The 15,469-nt window shown below is 72.4% G+C and carries 14 protein-coding genes; 10 read left to right on the top strand and 4 right to left on the bottom strand.

The window, feature by feature from the left end:
• Positions 1-10: 10 nt before the first annotated feature.
• A complete protein-coding gene (locus L2C96_RS10240) occupies positions 11-805 on the top strand; it encodes an IclR family transcriptional regulator (RefSeq protein ID WP_017984324.1) in 795 nt (264 codons plus the stop codon).
• Positions 798-1,361, top strand: a complete 564-nt coding sequence (locus L2C96_RS10235; RefSeq protein ID WP_308191144.1) for a nucleotidyltransferase family protein — start codon at positions 798-800, stop codon at positions 1,359-1,361. The genes L2C96_RS10240 and L2C96_RS10235 overlap by 8 nt, the downstream gene beginning before the upstream one ends.
• Before the next feature lie 539 nt (positions 1,362-1,900).
• On the opposite strand, the gene L2C96_RS10230 is transcribed toward L2C96_RS10235, so the two are convergent.
• On the bottom strand, positions 1,901-2,284 hold the full coding sequence (locus tag L2C96_RS10230; RefSeq protein ID WP_237335977.1) for a tautomerase family protein: 384 nt from the start codon (positions 2,282-2,284) through the stop codon (positions 1,901-1,903).
• Positions 2,285-2,369: 85 nt separating this feature from the next.
• On the opposite strand from L2C96_RS10230, the gene L2C96_RS10225 reads away from it, so the two are divergent.
• The gene (locus L2C96_RS10225; RefSeq protein ID WP_237335976.1) at positions 2,370-3,239 is read left to right on the top strand and encodes an AAA family ATPase; all 870 of its coding nucleotides are present in this window, start codon (positions 2,370-2,372) and stop codon (positions 3,237-3,239) included.
• On the opposite strand, the gene L2C96_RS10220 is transcribed toward L2C96_RS10225, so the two are convergent.
• Complete coding sequence (locus L2C96_RS10220; RefSeq protein WP_237335975.1) at positions 3,236-4,765, bottom strand: 2-isopropylmalate synthase; 1,530 nt, start codon at positions 4,763-4,765, stop codon at positions 3,236-3,238. The two genes, L2C96_RS10225 and L2C96_RS10220, sit on opposite strands and share 4 nt — an antisense overlap.
• 160 nt (positions 4,766-4,925) lie before the next feature.
• Between L2C96_RS10220 and L2C96_RS10215 the strand changes: the two genes are divergently transcribed.
• On the top strand, positions 4,926-5,693 hold the full coding sequence (locus L2C96_RS10215; protein ID WP_237335974.1) for a FadR/GntR family transcriptional regulator: 768 nt from the start codon (positions 4,926-4,928) through the stop codon (positions 5,691-5,693).
• Here the strand turns inward: L2C96_RS10215 and L2C96_RS10210 are convergent.
• Positions 5,578-6,201 carry a class I SAM-dependent DNA methyltransferase gene (locus L2C96_RS10210; RefSeq protein WP_027934495.1) on the bottom strand — a complete coding sequence of 208 codons (624 nt, stop codon included), beginning with the start codon at positions 6,199-6,201 and terminating at the stop codon, positions 5,578-5,580. The genes L2C96_RS10215 and L2C96_RS10210 overlap by 116 nt on opposite strands.
• A gap of 368 nt (positions 6,202-6,569) precedes the next feature.
• Positions 6,570-7,226 carry a TetR/AcrR family transcriptional regulator gene (locus L2C96_RS10205; RefSeq protein ID WP_237335973.1) on the bottom strand — a complete coding sequence of 219 codons (657 nt, stop codon included), beginning with the start codon at positions 7,224-7,226 and terminating at the stop codon, positions 6,570-6,572.
• Positions 7,227-7,287: 61 nt separating this feature from the next.
• On the opposite strand from L2C96_RS10205, the gene L2C96_RS10200 reads away from it, so the two are divergent.
• From L2C96_RS10200 to L2C96_RS10175, 6 genes are all read left to right on the top strand, one after another.
• A complete protein-coding gene (locus L2C96_RS10200; protein WP_237335972.1) occupies positions 7,288-8,781 on the top strand; it encodes an FAD-dependent monooxygenase in 1,494 nt (497 codons plus the stop codon).
• Positions 8,782-8,791: 10 nt separating this feature from the next.
• On the top strand, positions 8,792-9,901 hold the full coding sequence (locus L2C96_RS10195; protein ID WP_237335971.1) for a vWA domain-containing protein: 1,110 nt from the start codon (positions 8,792-8,794) through the stop codon (positions 9,899-9,901).
• Positions 9,894-11,006 (top strand): XdhC family protein, encoded by a 1,113-nt coding sequence (locus L2C96_RS10190; protein ID WP_027936543.1) that lies wholly within the window; start codon positions 9,894-9,896, stop codon positions 11,004-11,006. The genes L2C96_RS10195 and L2C96_RS10190 overlap by 8 nt, the downstream gene beginning before the upstream one ends.
• Positions 11,007-11,219: 213 nt before the next feature.
• Positions 11,220-11,762, top strand: coding sequence for a (2Fe-2S)-binding protein (locus L2C96_RS10185; RefSeq protein WP_020422544.1), 543 nt, complete (start codon positions 11,220-11,222; stop codon positions 11,760-11,762).
• A 1-nt stretch (position 11,763) separates the two neighbouring features.
• A complete protein-coding gene (locus L2C96_RS10180) occupies positions 11,764-14,202 on the top strand; it encodes a xanthine dehydrogenase family protein molybdopterin-binding subunit (protein ID WP_020422543.1) in 2,439 nt (812 codons plus the stop codon).
• Positions 14,199-15,056: an FAD binding domain-containing protein gene (locus L2C96_RS10175; protein WP_237335970.1), complete on the top strand. Its 858-nt coding sequence runs from the start codon at positions 14,199-14,201 to the stop codon at positions 15,054-15,056. The genes L2C96_RS10180 and L2C96_RS10175 overlap by 4 nt, the downstream gene beginning before the upstream one ends.
• Positions 15,057-15,469: the final 413 nt, after the last annotated feature.

The following is a 15,469-nucleotide window of genomic DNA, read 5'->3' as shown; positions in this document are numbered from 1 at the left end:
GATTGGGAATATGGAACCGACCGAGCGCGGCGCGCACCACGTCCAGTCGCTGGAACGCGGCCTGGCCGTGATCCGCGCGTTCGGCGCCGGGTCGCCCGAGCTGACGCTGTCCGACGTGGCGCGCTCGACCGGTCTGACCCGCGCCGCGGCCCGGCGGTTCCTGCTGACGCTCGTCGACCTCGGGTACGTGCGCACGGACGGGAAGTACTTCTCGCTGACCGCGCGTGTGCTGGAGCTCGGCTACGCGTTCCTGTCCAGCATGACGCTGCCCGAGGTCGCGCAGCCGCACCTGGAGCGGCTGTCCGCGGAGGTGCGCGAGTCGAGTTCGGTGTCCGTGCTGGAGGGCGCCGACATCGTCTACGTCGCGCGTGTCGCGGTGTCCCGGATCATGACGGTGAGCATCAACGTCGGCACGCGGTTCCCGGCCTACGCCACCTCGATGGGGCACGTGCTGCTCGCCGGGCTCGACGACGAGGGGTTCGCCCGGTACCTGGAGCAGGCCGAGTTGCAGCGGCTGACCTCGCACACGCTCACCTCGCCCGCCGCGTTGCGGGCCGAGCTGGCGGCGGTGCGGCAGCAGGGCTGGGCGCTGGTGGACCAGGAGCTGGAGGAGGGGCTGCGGTCGGTCGCGGCGCCTATCCGGGACCGGCAGGGCCGCGTCGTGGCGGCGGTGAACGTGTCCACCCACGCCAGCCGCACTCCGCGGGAGACGGTGATCGAGGAGATGGTGCCGCCGCTGCTGGCCGCCGCGAAGCGCATCGAGGACGACCTGGCCGTCGCACCCGCGCAGGCGCGCCGTGGGTGAGTGCGCCGGGCTGCTGCTGGCGGCCGGCGCCGGGAGGCGGATGGGGCGTCCGAAGGCGCTGGTCGAACTGGACGGGGAACCGTTGCTGCGCCGGGCTTTGCGCGCGCTGACCGACGGTGGTTGTGCGCCGGTGCGGGTGGTGGTTGGCGCGCGGGCTTCGGATGTGCGGGCGTTGCTGCCGGATCCGTCGTGGTCGGTCGAGTCGCCGGACTGGGCCAGCGGAATGGGCGCGTCGTTGCGGGCCGGGCTGCGGGCACTGCCGGACGCGTCGGCCGTGCTGGTGCACCTGGTCGACCTGCCGGGGGTGGACGCCCGCATCGTGGCGCGGCTGCGGGCGCTGGCCTCGCCGGACGTGGTCGCGCGCGCCGCCTACGACGGGGTGCCGGGGCATCCGGTGCTGTTCGGCCACCGCTGGTGGGACGAGGTCGCGGAGAGCGCCTCGGGCGACCGCGGAGCCCGCGACTGGCTCCGCGGCCGCACCGACCTGCGGTTGGTGGAGTGCGCCGACCTGGGCGGCGGCCAGGACGTGGACACCCCAGCGGACCTGCGGCGTTAACGGCGCCGGCGCCGCGGAGGCTGGTCCGCCGGCAGGTGCACTTGGCCGGGATTCCGGCCCCGGACCCGCCCCGCTAAGCGGCGACCACCCCGCCGACCCGGTCCGCCCGGCGGGTGTCCCGTGGAGTTCGGTGGTCACCCATGGCCGGACGTGGACACCCCCGCGGACCTGCCCCACCAGGCGGCGACAACCCCGGGCCACGCCGGTTCACCGGCAGGCGCCCTTCGCCGGGATTCCGGCTCGCAGATGCTTCCTGCTGGACCCCGGACCTGCCCACCAGGCGGCGACCCCCCGCCGATACCAGGCCGCCCGCCGGGTGTCCCGTGGAGTTCGGTGGTCGCCCTTGGCCGGAGGTGGACACCTCAGCGGACCCGGCCCGCTAGGCGGCGTCGACTCCGCGGAGGCTGGCCGGCCCGGTGGGTGTGCCGCCGAGTTCGACGGGTCCTCCTTGGTTGCAGAGGTCCCCGGCGGACCTGCCCCGCTGAGCGGCGCCATGCCGCAGGTGCACTTCGCCGGACCCGGGCCCCGAACCCGCCCCGCTAAGCGGCGACCACCCCGCCGACACCGGTCCGCCCCGCGGGTGTCCCCACCAGTTCCACCGTCACCCCGGCCCGCACGCGCTCCCCGAACACCGCCACGATCGCGTCGGTCACCCCGCCCACCAGCCTGGCCACGATGTCGTCCGCGTCCGGACGCTCGAACGCCGCTTCCCGGATCCCGAAGAGCACCGACGGCGCGGGCGCGGACGCCGGCTTGCCCCCGATGCCCCACCGGTTCGGCGGCACCCCGACCAGCCGCACGACCGCGATCTCCCGCGCCCACTCCCCGTACACCGCGACGATCGCCTCGGTCAGGCCTTCGATCAGCTCGGTCTCGCGCCCGGCCAGGTCGCTCTCCAGGACGTGCACGGTCAGATGAGGCATCTCAACTCCCAAAGTAGATTTGCAAGCAAAGATAATTCCGGGCGGAGTGGCTGTCAACGGCGGGCGAACCCCTTAGGGTGGGGGGGTGAAGGTCAACTCACCCGAAGAGCTGGCGGCGGAGCTGGACCGGGTCGGCTACCTGGCCGACGAGGGCGTCGCCACCGCCGCGTTCCTCGCGTTGCGCATGCAGCGCCCGCTGTTCTGCGAAGGCGAACCGGGCACGGGGAAGACCTCGCTGGCCGTGTCGCTGTCGGAGGCGCTCGGCCTGCCGCTGGTGCGGTTGCAGTGCCACGAGGGCATCGACGCGGCGCAGGCGCTGTACGAATGGGACTTCCCGCGCCAGCTGCTGCACCTGCGCGCGCTGGAAGCAGGCCGCGAGCACCTGGACGTCGAAGCCGCGGAGCAGTCGCTGTTCACCGAGCGGTTCCTGCTGGCCCGGCCGTTGCTGCGGGCGCTGAAGGAGTCGCCGTGCGTGCTGCTGGTCGACGAGATCGACCGCGCCGACGACGAGTTCGAGGCGTTCCTGCTGCAACTGCTCGACGAGAACGCCGTGACGATCCCGGAGTTCGGCGAGATCCGCGCCGCGCAGCCGCCGCTGGTGCTGCTGACCTCGAACCGGACGCGCGAGGTGCACGACGCGCTGAAGCGGCGCTGCCTCTACCACTGGCTGGAGCACCCCGACCTGGCCCGCGAGGTCGCCATCCTGCGCCGCAGGCTGCCCGGAGTCGGCGAACGGCTCGCGACGCAGGTGGCCGCGGCCGTCCGCCGGCTGCGTGAGCTGGAGCTGCTGAAACCGCCTGGGATCGCCGAGTCGCTGGACTGGGCGCAGGCGCTGCTGGCGCTCAACCGCAGCGAACTGGACGCGGAGATCGCCGCCCGGACCCTCGGCGCGGTCCTCAAGTACTCCGAGGACCTCGACCGAGTCCGCGCCAAACTCGACACGGTGCTGGCTTAGCCGACCCGGGCGAGGGCTTCCGCGGTCGCCTCCGCCTCCGTGCGCCCGCGCCCGCCGATCCACCCGCGCCCGTCCGGCGCCGCGTACTCCACGAACGCGAGCACCTCGCCGGACGTCGTCGGGCACGTCGCGCGCTCCAGCACCTCCCCGGACACCGCGGGCGCGTCCAGGTACACCTCCCGCAGCAGCTCCCACAGCTCCTTCGCCGTCACTTCCGCGCCGGTCCGGTCGGTGTGCCGCTGGACGTGCCGCGCGAAGTCGATCTGCAGCCGCCGTGGGAGTTCGACGCCGTAACCGGTGCTCAGCAGGTGCGCGATGCCGCCCTTGCCGGACTGCGAGTTCACCCGGATGACGGCCTCGTAGGTGCGGCCGAGGTCCGCCGGGTCGACCGGCAGGTACGGCACCCGCCACTCCAGCTCCCGTTCCGGCACACCGGCCGCCGCCGCGCGGGCCCGGTGCTCGGCGAGGCCCTTGCGGATCGCGTCCTGGTGCGTGCCCGAGAACGCCGTGTGCACGAGGTCGCCCACATAGGGGTGCCGTTCGTGCACGGGCAGCCGCGTGCAGTGCTCCACCGTCCGCCGGATGCGGTCAATGTCCGAGAAGTCGATCATCGGGTCGATCCCCTGCGCGTGCAGGTTCAGCGCGAGCGTGGCGATGTCGACGTTCCCGGTGCGCTCGCCGTTGCCGAAGATGCAGCCCTCGACGCGCTGCGCCCCGGCGAGGAGGGCCAGCTCGGCGCAGGCGATCCCGGTGCCGCGGTCGTTGTGCGGGTGCACGGACAGGATCACCGAATCGCGCCGGTCGAGGTTCTTCGACATGTACTCGATCTGGTCCGCGTAGACGTTGGGCGTGGCCACCTCGACGGTGGCGGGGAGGTTGAGGATCACCGGGCGGTCCGGGCTCGCGTCCCACAGCTCGGTCATCGTCGAGCACAGGTCGAGCACGTAGTCCGGCTCGGTCAGGTTGAACACCTCGGGCGAGAACTCGAACCGGACCCGGTCGCCGGCCAGCCGCAGCACGTCCTCGCCCGCGGCCACGATCAGCGCCTTCAACTCGTCCCGGTCGCGGCCGAGGACCACCTCGCGCCAGACCGGCGCGGTCGCCGCGTACAGGTGGATCACCACCGGGTTCGGCATCCCGGCGACGGACTCGACGGTGCGCTCGATGAGGTCGCGCCGGGCCGGGGTGAACACGACGATCGTGACGTCCTCCGGCGCCAGGCCGGTTTCCGCGATGAGGCGGACGAAGTCGTAGTCGGTCTGCGAAGCCGACGGGTAGCCGACCTCGATCTCCTTGTAGCCCATCTCGACCATGAGCTCGAAGAAGCGCCGCTTGCGTTCCGGGTCCATCGGTTCGGCGAGTGCCTGGTTGCCGTCCCGCAGGTCGACCGGGACCCACAGCGGCGCCTGCGCGAGCCGGTTGGCCGGCCAGTCCCGTTCGGACAGTGGCACCGGCACGCGGGCGTACACGTCGCGGTACCGGTGGGAGGGCATCGGGGAGGGGCGCTGGGTGTTCCAGCGGTACATGTTCGCGTTCCTCTGGTCGTGGGGTGACGACCGGCGCAGCACGGCTCCCACGGCGGGGAGCCGGTCCGGTCAGGCCCCGCCGTGGCGGCGAAGGAGGAGAACGCGGGTGATCATGAGCTAGAATCTAACACAACTCCGCAGACAAGTAGAGGAGCTGTCAGTGGAACAGGTGCGGCGGCACCGGCTGGCCGAGCAGGCCGCGGATCTGCTGCTGGCGCGGATCCGGTCGGGCGAGTGGCCACTGGGCGCGAAGCTGCCCGGCGAGACGACGCTCGCGCCGCAGCTCGGCGTGGGCCGGTCGACGGTCCGGGAGGCGATCCGCGAGCTGGCGGCGAAGGGTGTGCTGGAGACGCGTCAGGGCGCGGGCGTGTTCGTCCTCGCCCACGACGTGCGGGAGGACTGGGACGCGGTCCTGCGGCGCGCCGGGATCGTCGCGGTGGTGGAAACCCGCATCGCGATCGAGTCCGAAGCGGCTGCGCTGGCGGCCGCGCGCCGCACGCCCGCGGACCTGCGCCGGATCAGGCGCGCGCTGGCCGGCCGCCTGGATCCGGGGTTCGGGATCGAGGAACTCGTCGACGCGGACACGGCCTTCCACCGCGCCGTCGTCGTGGCCGCGCACAACGAGATCCTGGTGGAACTGTTCGACACCGTCGCGCCCCGCGTCCGCCAGGCGATGGTCGACATGCTGCGGCTGCGCCCCGGCGGCCCCGACCACGAGGCGCACGCCGGACTGGTGGACGCCATCGCGGCCGGGGACGCGGCCAGGGCTGCCGTGGTGAGCCGGGCTCACCTGGTGTCGATGAACGAGGCCCTCAGCGCGGGCGGTGCGCGAGCAGGTACGCCTGCGGAGTCGTCTCGTACTCGAACGCGGGCTCGCGGATCAGCCGCGCGGTCACCGGGAGCCCGGCGTCCGCCAGCAGTTCCGTGATGCGGTCCGGCGGCAGGCGGTAGGCGTCGTAGGAAACCGTGTGCCCGTAAGCCTGTTCGAGCCGCTTGCGCTCGTCGCCGACCTGGAACGCCACCATCAGGTGCCCGCCCGGCGCGAGGACCCGCGCGAACTCCGCGAACACCTCCGGCAGCAGCTCCGGCGGCGTGTGGATGATCGAGTAGAACGCGAGGATCCCGCCCAGGCTGGCGTCCTCCAGCGCCAGGTCGGACATGGAGCCGACCTCGAACCGCAGGTGCGGGTAGCGCCGCCGCGCCTCCGCCAGCATGCCGGGCGACAGGTCGATGCCGAAGACCGGAACCCCCAGCGAGTCCAGGTACGTCGTCACCCGCCCGGTGCCGCAGCCGATGTCCGCCACCTGCCCGCCGTCGCGGCGCACGTAGTCGGCGAAGAGCCGCAACATCGCCAGGTCCTCCGGAGTCTGCTCCAGGAGGCCTTCGAGGAGTTTCGCGTAGTCGACCGCCACGGTGTCGTAGGCGGCGCGGGTCATGTCGAGATGGGTCACCCGGCGACCGTATCGACGGCGGGCGGCCGGGGTGGCCCGACTCGCCGCCGGTGTCAGAGAAATCTTTGTCCCGCAACGGTTTCAGCAATGCGCCGAGGCGCAGGCGGGTCACCAGGTCCGGGTCGGCGAGGAACGTGCGGCCGAGGGAGACGAGGTCTGCGCCCGCCGCGTGCACCTCGACACCGGTGAAGCCCGCGTCGATCGCGTTGCGCGCGGTGGCCGCGAAATTCGCGAGAGTGGGCTGGTGGCCGTCGCGCGTGAACATGGTGATCGGCGCGGCGCCGGCGTGAGCGAACGTTCCCCGCGGTACTCCGAGAAGCCGGTCGCCGATCCGCGCGGCGAGCGCGGGCGGATCAACCGGTTGGCCGGCGATCCGCCGCGCTCGCGCGAGGCGATCGCGGCTTCACCCCACCGAGGCCGTGCTGCAGCAGGTCGAAGGCCCGGTCGATCACCGCGGGCTGGTCGCGGTGCACGTCGTCGGGATCGTCGCCGTCCAGCATGCGGCTGGTCGCCCGCTCGTAGATCGAGTCGATCGCGGCGGTCAGCAGGTTCGCCGTCAGTCGCGCTTCCACCGGGTCGCCGGTCTCCTCGGTCAGCACGTCCGCCAGCATCGCGGCGATCTCGCGGGACTGCTCGTAGGTGCGCGTGACGAGCGCCGGGCTGGCGCGCAGGATCGACAGGAACCCCACCGTCCCCGGCCGCGTCCCGGACAGCGGATGGCGTTGCCGCACCAGTTCGTGGTGGTACCGCCGCAGCGCGGTCACCACGTCCTGTCCGGCGGGCCGCTCCCGGACGACCCGCTCCAGTTCGCGGAGCCGGTCGTCGTGCCGGTCGAGGAAGAGGTCCTCCTTGCGCGGGAAGTAGTTGAACACGGTCATCTTCGAGACGCCCGCGGCCTCCGCGACCTCGGCGACGGTCACATTGTCGAAGCCCTTGACGGCGAACAGGCCGGTCGCGACGTCGGAGATGTGCCGTCGCGTGGCCCGCTTCTTTTCTTCGCGCAGTCCCACAGCAGAATCCTATACCGAACCAAAATTTTGACCGAGTAAAAGTTTGTGGCACGATGGGGCCATGGACTTCGACGTGGTGATCTCCGGGGGCGGGCCGGTCGGCCTGATGCTGGCGGGCGAGTTGCGGCTCGGCGGGGTGGACGTGCTGGTCGTGGAGCGGCGGACCGAGATCGATCCGACCCTCAAGGCGGGCTCGATCAACCTCGCGACGGGTGAGGCGCTCTACCGGCGCGGCCTGCTGGAGCGGCTCGAACACGAGACGCGGCAGGGCATGGCGCAGGTGAAAGCGATGCTGTCGCGGGCGAAATCGGCGCCGCCGCCGATCGCCGGGCACTTCGGCGGGATCATGGTCGGCCTCGACCTGGTCGACTTCGCCGACCCCGCGTTCCGGGACGCGGGTCCGGCCGCCAACCTGCAGCTGGTGGGCCAGCAGACCGTGGAGAAGGTGCTGGCGGAGCACGCGACCGGCCTGGGGGCGGTCGTGCGCCGGGGCGCCGAGGTCACCGGGTTCGAGGCGGACGACGACGGCGTGACGGTCTTCGTCGGGGGCGACCGGGTCCGCGCGGGCTGGCTCGTCGGCTGCGACGGTGGCCGCAGCCTCGTGCGCAAGCTGGCCGGGTTCGACTTCCCCGGCACCGATCCGGAGATCACCGGGCGCCAGGCGCTGGCCGACCTGGACGGCGCGGACGCGCTCGGGCTGGGCTGGCACCGCACGAGCACCGGCGTCTACGTGCACGGCCCGCTGCCGGGACGGATCCTGACCGTCGAGTTCGACGGCCCGCCAGCGGACCGCACGTCGCCGGTCACGGTCGCCGAGCTGCAGGACAGCATCCGCCGGGTGTCCGGAGTGGACGTCACGGTCAGGTCGATCCGCAGCGCCACGCGGTTCACCGACAACGCCCGCCAGGCCACCACCTACCGCCGGGGCCGGGTGCTGCTCGCCGGCGACGCGGCGCACGTCCACTCGCCGTTCGGCGGGCAGGGGCTCAACCTCGGCATCGGCGACGCGGTCAACCTCGGCTGGAAACTCGCCGCGACGGTGCGCGGCGACGCGCCGGACGGGCTGCTCGACACCTACCCGGTCGAACGGCACCCGATCGGCGAGTGGGTGCTGGAGTGGACCCGCGCGCAGATCGCGGCGATGCGGCCCGATCCGCACGCCAAGGCCCTGCGCTCGGTGCTCACCGACCTGCTCGCCACCGGCGACGGGGCGACGTACCTGGCGAAGAAGCTGTCCGGCGTGCTGCACCGCTACCCGGTCGGCAGCGACCACGACCTGGCCGGCAAGAGCGCGCCGGACTTCGAGTTCACCGACGGCAGCCGTCTCGCCGACCACTGCCGCGACGGCCGGGCCGTCCTGATCGGCGCGCGGATCGACGACGAGCGGGTCCGCCCGGCGCCGGGGGAAGTCGTCGGGCGGCCCGATCTCAAGGCCCTGATCAGGCCAGACGGGCACGTCGCGTGGGCAGCAGAGGACGGCGGCACGGCCGGTCTGGAGGAGGCGTTCGCGACCTGGTTCGGCACGCGGAACCCCTCACATCGGATTTTCGCGTAACAATGAACACGTGAGCACCCAGGACCCGCTGGCCGGATTCGTCGGCTTCGCCACCGCGCTGCGCGAAGCCGGCGTCGCCTGCGGGCCGCAGCGGGTGCAGGCCTACCTCGACGCGGTCGAGCGGCTGGACGTCGGGGAGGCGGACCAGCTGTACTGGGCGGGCAGGCTGACGCTGTGCTCGGACCCGGACGACCTGATCCGCTACGACGACGCGTTCGCGCAGTGGTTCGCCGCCGCGCCACCGGAACCGCGGCCGGCCACCGTCCGCCGCGAGCAGCGGTCCCGCATGGCCGCACTGGTGTCGCAGTCCGCGGGCCAGGGCGAGGCCGAGTCGGACGACGAGCAGCTGCGCGTCGCCGCCACGGACGCGGAAGTGCTGCGGGAACGCGATCTCGCGGAGCTGAGCAAGGCCGAACGCGAGCACCTGCGGGAGCTGATGGCGGTGCTGCGGCCGCAACCGCCGATGCGGAAGTCCCTGCGCAGCAGGCCCGCGCGCCGCGGCGCGCTCGACCCCGGCCGGACGTTGCGCGCGATGCTGGCGGGCGGTGGCGAACCGGTCCGGCTCGCGCACCGGAACCGGTCCACCCGCCCGCGACGGGTGGTGCTGCTGCTCGACGTGTCCGGGTCGATGAGCCCGTACGCCGACTCGCTGCTGCGGTTCGCGCACGTGGTCGTGCGCCGCGCGCCGGCCGCCGTCGAGGTGTTCACCCTCGGCACCCGGCTGACCAGGGTGTCCCGGCAGCTGCGGCAGCGCGATCCGGAACGCGCGATGCTCGCCGCGGGCACCGCGGTGCCCGACTTCGCCGGCGGCACCCGGCTCGGCGAGACGCTGCGGATCTTCCTGGACCGGTGGGGGCAGCGCGGGCTCGCGCGCCGCGCCGTCGTCACGGTGTTCTCCGACGGCTGGGAGCGCGGCGACCCCAGCCTCCTCGGCGAGCAGATGGCCCGGATGCGCCGCCTGGCGCACGCGGTGTTCTGGGTGAACCCGCACGCGGGACGCGAAGGCTACGCTCCGGTGCAGTCCGGCATCGCGGCCGCGCTCCCGCACGTCGACCGCTTGCTGGCCGGCCACAGCCTGGCCACCCTGGAACGACTGCTGCTGGAGATCCGCGATGCATGATGTGCTCGACGAGTTGTACAAGCGCTGGCGCGAGGGCGAAGCCGTCGGCGTCGGCACGGTCGTGGCGACCTTCTCCTCGGCGCCCCGCGCGCCGGGTGCCGCGATGCTGGTCACCGAGGACGGCACGGCGGTCGGCAGCGTGTCCGGCGGCTGCGTCGAGGGCGCGGTGTACGAGCTGGCGCAACAGGTCGTCGCCGACCGTGAGCCGGTGCTGCAGCGCTACGGCGTCAGCGACGACGACGCGTTCGCGGTGGGCCTGACCTGCGGCGGGATCATCGACATCTACGTCGAGCGGATCGACAGGGAGACACTGCCCGAGCTGGGCGACGTCGTCGACTCGGTGCACCGCGGGGAGCCGGTCGCGGTGGTCACCGTGATCGAGCACGAGGACCCGGAGCGGCGCGGGCGGCACATGATCGTGTGGCCGGACCGGACCGCGGGGACGCTCGGCACCGATCGGATCGACGACGCGGTCGCCGACGACGCGCGCGGCCTGCTCGCCAACGGGCGCACCGGAACGCTGCACTACGGGCTCGAGGGCGAGCGGCGCGGCGAGGGCATGGCGGTGTTCGTCAACTCCTTCGAACCGCAGCCGCGGATGCTGGTGTTCGGCGCGATCGACTTCGCGGCCGCGATGGCTCGCATGGGCGCCTACCTCGGTTACCAGGTCACGGTGTGCGACGCGCGTCCGGTGTTCGCCACCGCGTCGCGGTTCCCGGACGCCGACGACGTCGTGGTGGACTGGCCGCACCGCTACCTCAAGGCGGAGGCGGAGGCGGGCCGCATCGACCGGCGGACCGTGATCGCGGTGCTCACCCACGACCCGAAGTTCGACGTACCGCTGCTGGAGGTCGCGTTGCGGCTGGACGTCGGCTACATCGGGGCGATGGGGTCGCGGCGCACGCACGACGACCGCCTCACCCGCTTGCGGGAGGCGGGATTGACAGAGGCGGAACTGTCGCGATTGGCCTCGCCGATCGGACTCGACCTCGGCGCCCGCACACCGGAGGAGACCGCGGTGTCGATCGCCGCGGAGATCATCGCGTTGCGGTGGGGCGGCGGCGGGAAGCGGCTCACGGAGTTGTCCGGGCGGATCCACGGCTGACCCCGTCGTGCGGCCACGACTGGCCCTTTCGCAGGCCTGCGACTGGTCAATTCGTACGAGCCGTTTCCGCGGTTGCGGTGGTGGAGCTGGGTTTTTCCGTGCAGGTGCGGGAGTCGGGGTGAAGTGTCACCCAACCAGGACTTGTCCGAACGGCACGGAAGTAGCACGCTCGCTTGTGAAGCCGATCACCCAGCTCCCACCACTGGAGGCCTCATGCGCATCACCGTCAACGTGGACGGAACCAGTTACACCGACGAGGTCGAACCCCGCACGTTGCTCGTTCACTACCTGAGGGAGACGCTCGGGAAAGTCGGCACCGTCATCGGGTGCGACACCAGCAACTGCGGTGCCTGCACCGTGCACCTCAACGGCCAGAGCGTGAAGTCCTGCTCGGTTCTCGCCGTGCAGGCCGACGGTGCCGAGGTGACGACCATCGAGGGCCTGGCCCGCGACGGCAAGCTCCACCCGGTCCAGGAAGCGTTCCACGACAACCACGCCCTGCAGTGCGGGTTCTGCACGCCGGGCATGATCATGCAGTCGATCGACCTGCTCGCCGACAACCCGAACCCGGACGAGCACGCCGTGCGCGAGGGGCTCGAGGGCAACCTGTGCCGCTGCACCGGTTACCAGAACATCGTTCGCGCCGTGCGGGACGCGGCGCAGCGGATGAGCCCGGGCGCGGGGCCGGAGGCCGAGCGCGTGTCCGGTGACGACGTCACCCGCGCGCCCAGCGCGTTCGCGGGCGGGGGCGAGTGACATGACGTCGACGATCGAACCCGAGGTCGGCAAGGCGCGCACCCGCAAGGAGGACGCGCGGCTCATCACCGGCCGCACCCGCTGGACCGACAACATCACGCTGCCCGGGATGCTGCACGTGGCGATCCTGCGCAGCCCGTTCGCCCACGCCCGGATCAGTTCCATCGACACGGCCGCGGCGCGGGACATGCCGGGCGTCGTCGCCGTCTACACCGCCCGCGACCTCGACCCGGACAGCGCGATCGGCATGCCGTGCGCCTGGCCGATCACGCCGGACATGAAGCAGCCGCGGCGGCCCGTGCTGGCCGCCGACCGGGTCAACTTCGCCGGCGAGGGCGTCGCGGTGGTCGTGGCCCGCAGCAAGGCCGAGGCCGCCGACGCGCTCGAGGCCATCGACGTGGACTACGAGGAACTGCCCGTGGTCCTCGGCCTGGAGAACGCGATCGCCGACGACGCGCCGCTGGTGCACGAGGAGCTGGGCACCAACAAGCAGGCGACGTGGGTCTTCGACTCGGCCGAGGCCGGCACGGGCGGCAACGTCGAGGAAGCGCTGTCCGGCGGCGAGGTCGTGCTCAAGCGGCGGTTCCGCCAGCAGCGCCTGGTGCCCGCGTTCATGGAGCCGCGCTCGGTCGTGGTCGACCCGACCGGCACCCAGATCACCATGTGGTCGGCCACCCAGGTGCCGCACATCCTCAAGACGATGACGGCGCTGACGCTCGGCATCCCCGAGCACAAGCTGCGTGTCATCGCGCCGGACGTCGGCGGCGGGTTCGGCGGCAAGATCGCCGTCCTGCCCGAGGAGACCATGGCGGTCCTCATCGCGCAGAAGCTCGGCAAGCCGGTCAAGTGGACCGAGACCCGCTCGGAGTGCATGCAGACCGCGCACCACGGCCGCGACCAGATCCAGGACATCTCGATCAGCGCGAACCGCGACGGCACGATCACCGGCCTCAAGGTCGAGCTGCTGGCCGACATGGGCGCCTACAACGGGCTCGTCGGGCCGGGCGTGCCGATCCTGGGCGCGTTCATGTTCAACGCGATCTACAAGATCCCGGCCTACCACTTCGCCTGCACGAACGTGTTCACCAACACCACGCTCACCGACGCCTACCGCGGCGCCGGGCGGCCGGAGGCCACGTTCGCGATCGAGCGGATGATGGACGAGCTGGCCGCCGAGCTGGGCATGGACCCGCTGGAGCTGCGCGAGAAGAACTGGATCAAGCACGAGGAGTTCCCGTTCACCACGGTCTGCGGGCTGACCTACGACTCGGGCAACTACGAGGCCGCCACCGAGCGCGCCAAGGAGCTGTTCGACTACGAGGGCCTGCGCCGGGAGCAGCAGGAACGCCGTGAGCGCAAGGATCCGGTGCAGCTGGGCATCGGCATCTCGACGTTCACCGAGATGTGCGGGCTGGCGCCGTCGCGGGTGCTCGGGTCGCTGGACTACGGCGCAGGCGGCTGGGAGCACGCGGCGATCCGCGTGCTGCCGACCGGCAAGGTCGAGGTCGTCACCGGCGCCTCCGCCCACGGGCAGGGGCACGAGACGGCGTGGAGCCAGATCGTGGCCGACCGGCTCGGCGTCGCCTTCGAGGACATCGAGGTCATCCACGGCGACACGCAGTCCTCGCACAAGGGCATGGACACCTACGGGTCGCGGTCGCTGGCCGTCGGCGGCATCGCGGTGGTCAAGGCCGCCGAGAAGGTCGTCGACAAGGCCCGCACGATCGCCGCGCACCTGCTGGAGTGCTCGCCGGACGACCTGGAGTTCGAGGGCGGCAAGTTCACCGTCCGCGGCACGGACACGTCGACGACGATCCAGGACGTCGCGTTCGCGACGTTCGCCGCGCACAACCTGCCCGAGGGCATGGAGCCCACGCTGGATTCCGAGGCCGTGTTCGACCCGGAGAACTTCTCGTTCCCGCACGGCACGCACCTGTGCGCCGCCGAGGTGGACACCGAGACCGGGCGGGTGCGGCTGCGCTCGTACGTGTGCGTGGACGACGTGGGCAAGGTGGTCAACCCGCTGATCGTGGAGGGGCAGGTGCACGGCGGTCTCGCCCAGGGCATCGCGCAGGCCCTCTACGAGGAGGCGGTGTTCGACGAGAGCGGCACGCTGACCACCGGCACGTTCGCCGACTACCTGCTGCCCTCGGCGGCCGACCTGCCGTCGTTCGTCACCGACCGCACCGAGACGGCGGCGACGTCGAACCCGCTCGGCGTCAAGGGCGTCGGCGAGGCTGGCACGATCGCCTCCACCCCCGCGGTGGTCAACGCGGTCGTGGACGCCGTGCGGCAGTTCGGGGTCAACGACATCGAGATGCCGTGCTCGCCCATGCGGGTGTGGTCGGCGATCCACCGCGGTCGCACCGATGCCGGCGGTGTCGGTGCGGAGGCCGGCGGCGGACTGGGTTCCATCGACGCTTCGGGAGGTGCGCAGTGATCCCCGCTGCCTTCGACTACGTCGCGCCGTCCACTGTGGACGAGGCGGTGCAGGCACTGGCCGCGGCCGGTGAGGACGCCAAGGTGCTGGCCGGTGGGCAGAGCCTGCTGCCGGTGCTGCGGATGCGGCTGGCCGCGCCGACGACGCTCATCGACCTCGGCAGGATCACCGAGCTGCGGGGCGTCCGCGACGACGGCGACGCGATCGTCATCGGCGCCATGACCACGCACTACGACGTGCAGCGCGACCAGCTGGTCGCCGAGCACGCCGCGCTGCTGGCCAGGGCGACCGACACGGTGGCCGACCCGCAGGTGCGGCACCGCGGCACGTTCGGCGGTTCGATCGCGCACGCGGACCCGGCAGGCGACCTGCTGGCCCCCGCGCTGGCGATGGACGCCGAGATGGTGATCGCGAGCAGCAGCGGCAGGCGGACCGTGTCGGCGGCGGAGTTCTTCCAGGACTTCTTCACGACGGCGCTGGAGCCGGGCGAGATCCTGGTCGAGATCCGCGTGCCGAAGCACACCGGGTGGAAGGCGCACTACGAGAAGTTCAACCGGGTCGCCCAGGCGTGGTCGATGGTCGCGGTGGCGGCCACGGTCCGCACGGACGGCGACACGATCGCCGAGGCCCGGGTCGCGCTGACGAACATGGCGTCGGTGCCGGTGCGCGCCACCGCGGTCGAGCAGGCCCTGGTGGGCCAGTCGGCGTCCGACGACACGATCCGCGCCGCGGCCGCCCACGCCGCCGAAGGCACCAGCCCCACGGCGGACGGCAACGCGGACGTGGAGTACCGGCAGGAGCTGGCCAAGGTGCTGACGGGCCGCGCGGTCTCGGCAGCGCTGGCCGCCGTGTAGGCCCAGCCCCCGCGGCCGCCCCCGCCCGGGGCGGCCGCGGGCGCAGGCCACCACCTGCGAGGCGGCCGCGGGGAGGTCGTGCCCCCGTCAGCCACCGGCGGCGCGCGCGTGGAGCTCCCGTCGGCGGGCGCTGGCCGTGCGAGTCTCGTGCCCCCGGCCGGGCCCCCGGCCGCGCGGGCCTCCCCACTCCCACCGCGCGTGCCTGGCCGCCACGCCGACCCCTCACATCTGGAGACCCCCATTCCACCCGGCTCCCAACCTCGTCCGGCGCCAGGCCCCGAACGCACCAATGTGATCATCCGACCGCCGTTCCCCCACGCGGGGAGCGCCGATCCGGGTCCCTCGAAGTCACGCACACGCCGGTTCCGGCACTAAGGTGGCTGCGAGGGACTTGAAGCTTTCTGGAGAAGGGA

Origin of the sequence: Amycolatopsis tucumanensis, from assembly GCF_021654135.1 — a bacterium.
Taxonomy (GTDB): domain Bacteria; phylum Actinomycetota; class Actinomycetes; order Mycobacteriales; family Pseudonocardiaceae; genus Amycolatopsis_E; species Amycolatopsis_E tucumanensis.
This window is presented reverse-complemented; position numbering and strand designations above follow the sequence as displayed.

Bases quoted from the DNA above. Each gene is read 5' to 3' on its own strand.
- L2C96_RS10240 (WP_017984324.1), top strand. From the start codon at position 11: ATGGAACCGACCGAGCGCGGCGCGCACCACGTCCAGTCGCTGGAACGC.
- L2C96_RS10230 (WP_237335977.1), bottom strand. From the start codon at position 2,284: ATGCCTCATCTGACCGTGCACGTCCTGGAGAGCGACCTGGCCGGGCGC.
- L2C96_RS10220 (WP_237335975.1), bottom strand. From the start codon at position 4,765: ATGTACCGCTGGAACACCCAGCGCCCCTCCCCGATGCCCTCCCACCGG.
- L2C96_RS10210 (WP_027934495.1), bottom strand. From the start codon at position 6,201: ATGACCCGCGCCGCCTACGACACCGTGGCGGTCGACTACGCGAAACTC.
- L2C96_RS10200 (WP_237335972.1), top strand. From the start codon at position 7,288: ATGGACTTCGACGTGGTGATCTCCGGGGGCGGGCCGGTCGGCCTGATG.
- L2C96_RS10190 (WP_027936543.1), top strand. From the start codon at position 9,894: ATGCATGATGTGCTCGACGAGTTGTACAAGCGCTGGCGCGAGGGCGAA.
- L2C96_RS10185 (WP_020422544.1), top strand. From the start codon at position 11,220: ATGCGCATCACCGTCAACGTGGACGGAACCAGTTACACCGACGAGGTC.
- L2C96_RS10180 (WP_020422543.1), top strand. From the start codon at position 11,764: ATGACGTCGACGATCGAACCCGAGGTCGGCAAGGCGCGCACCCGCAAG.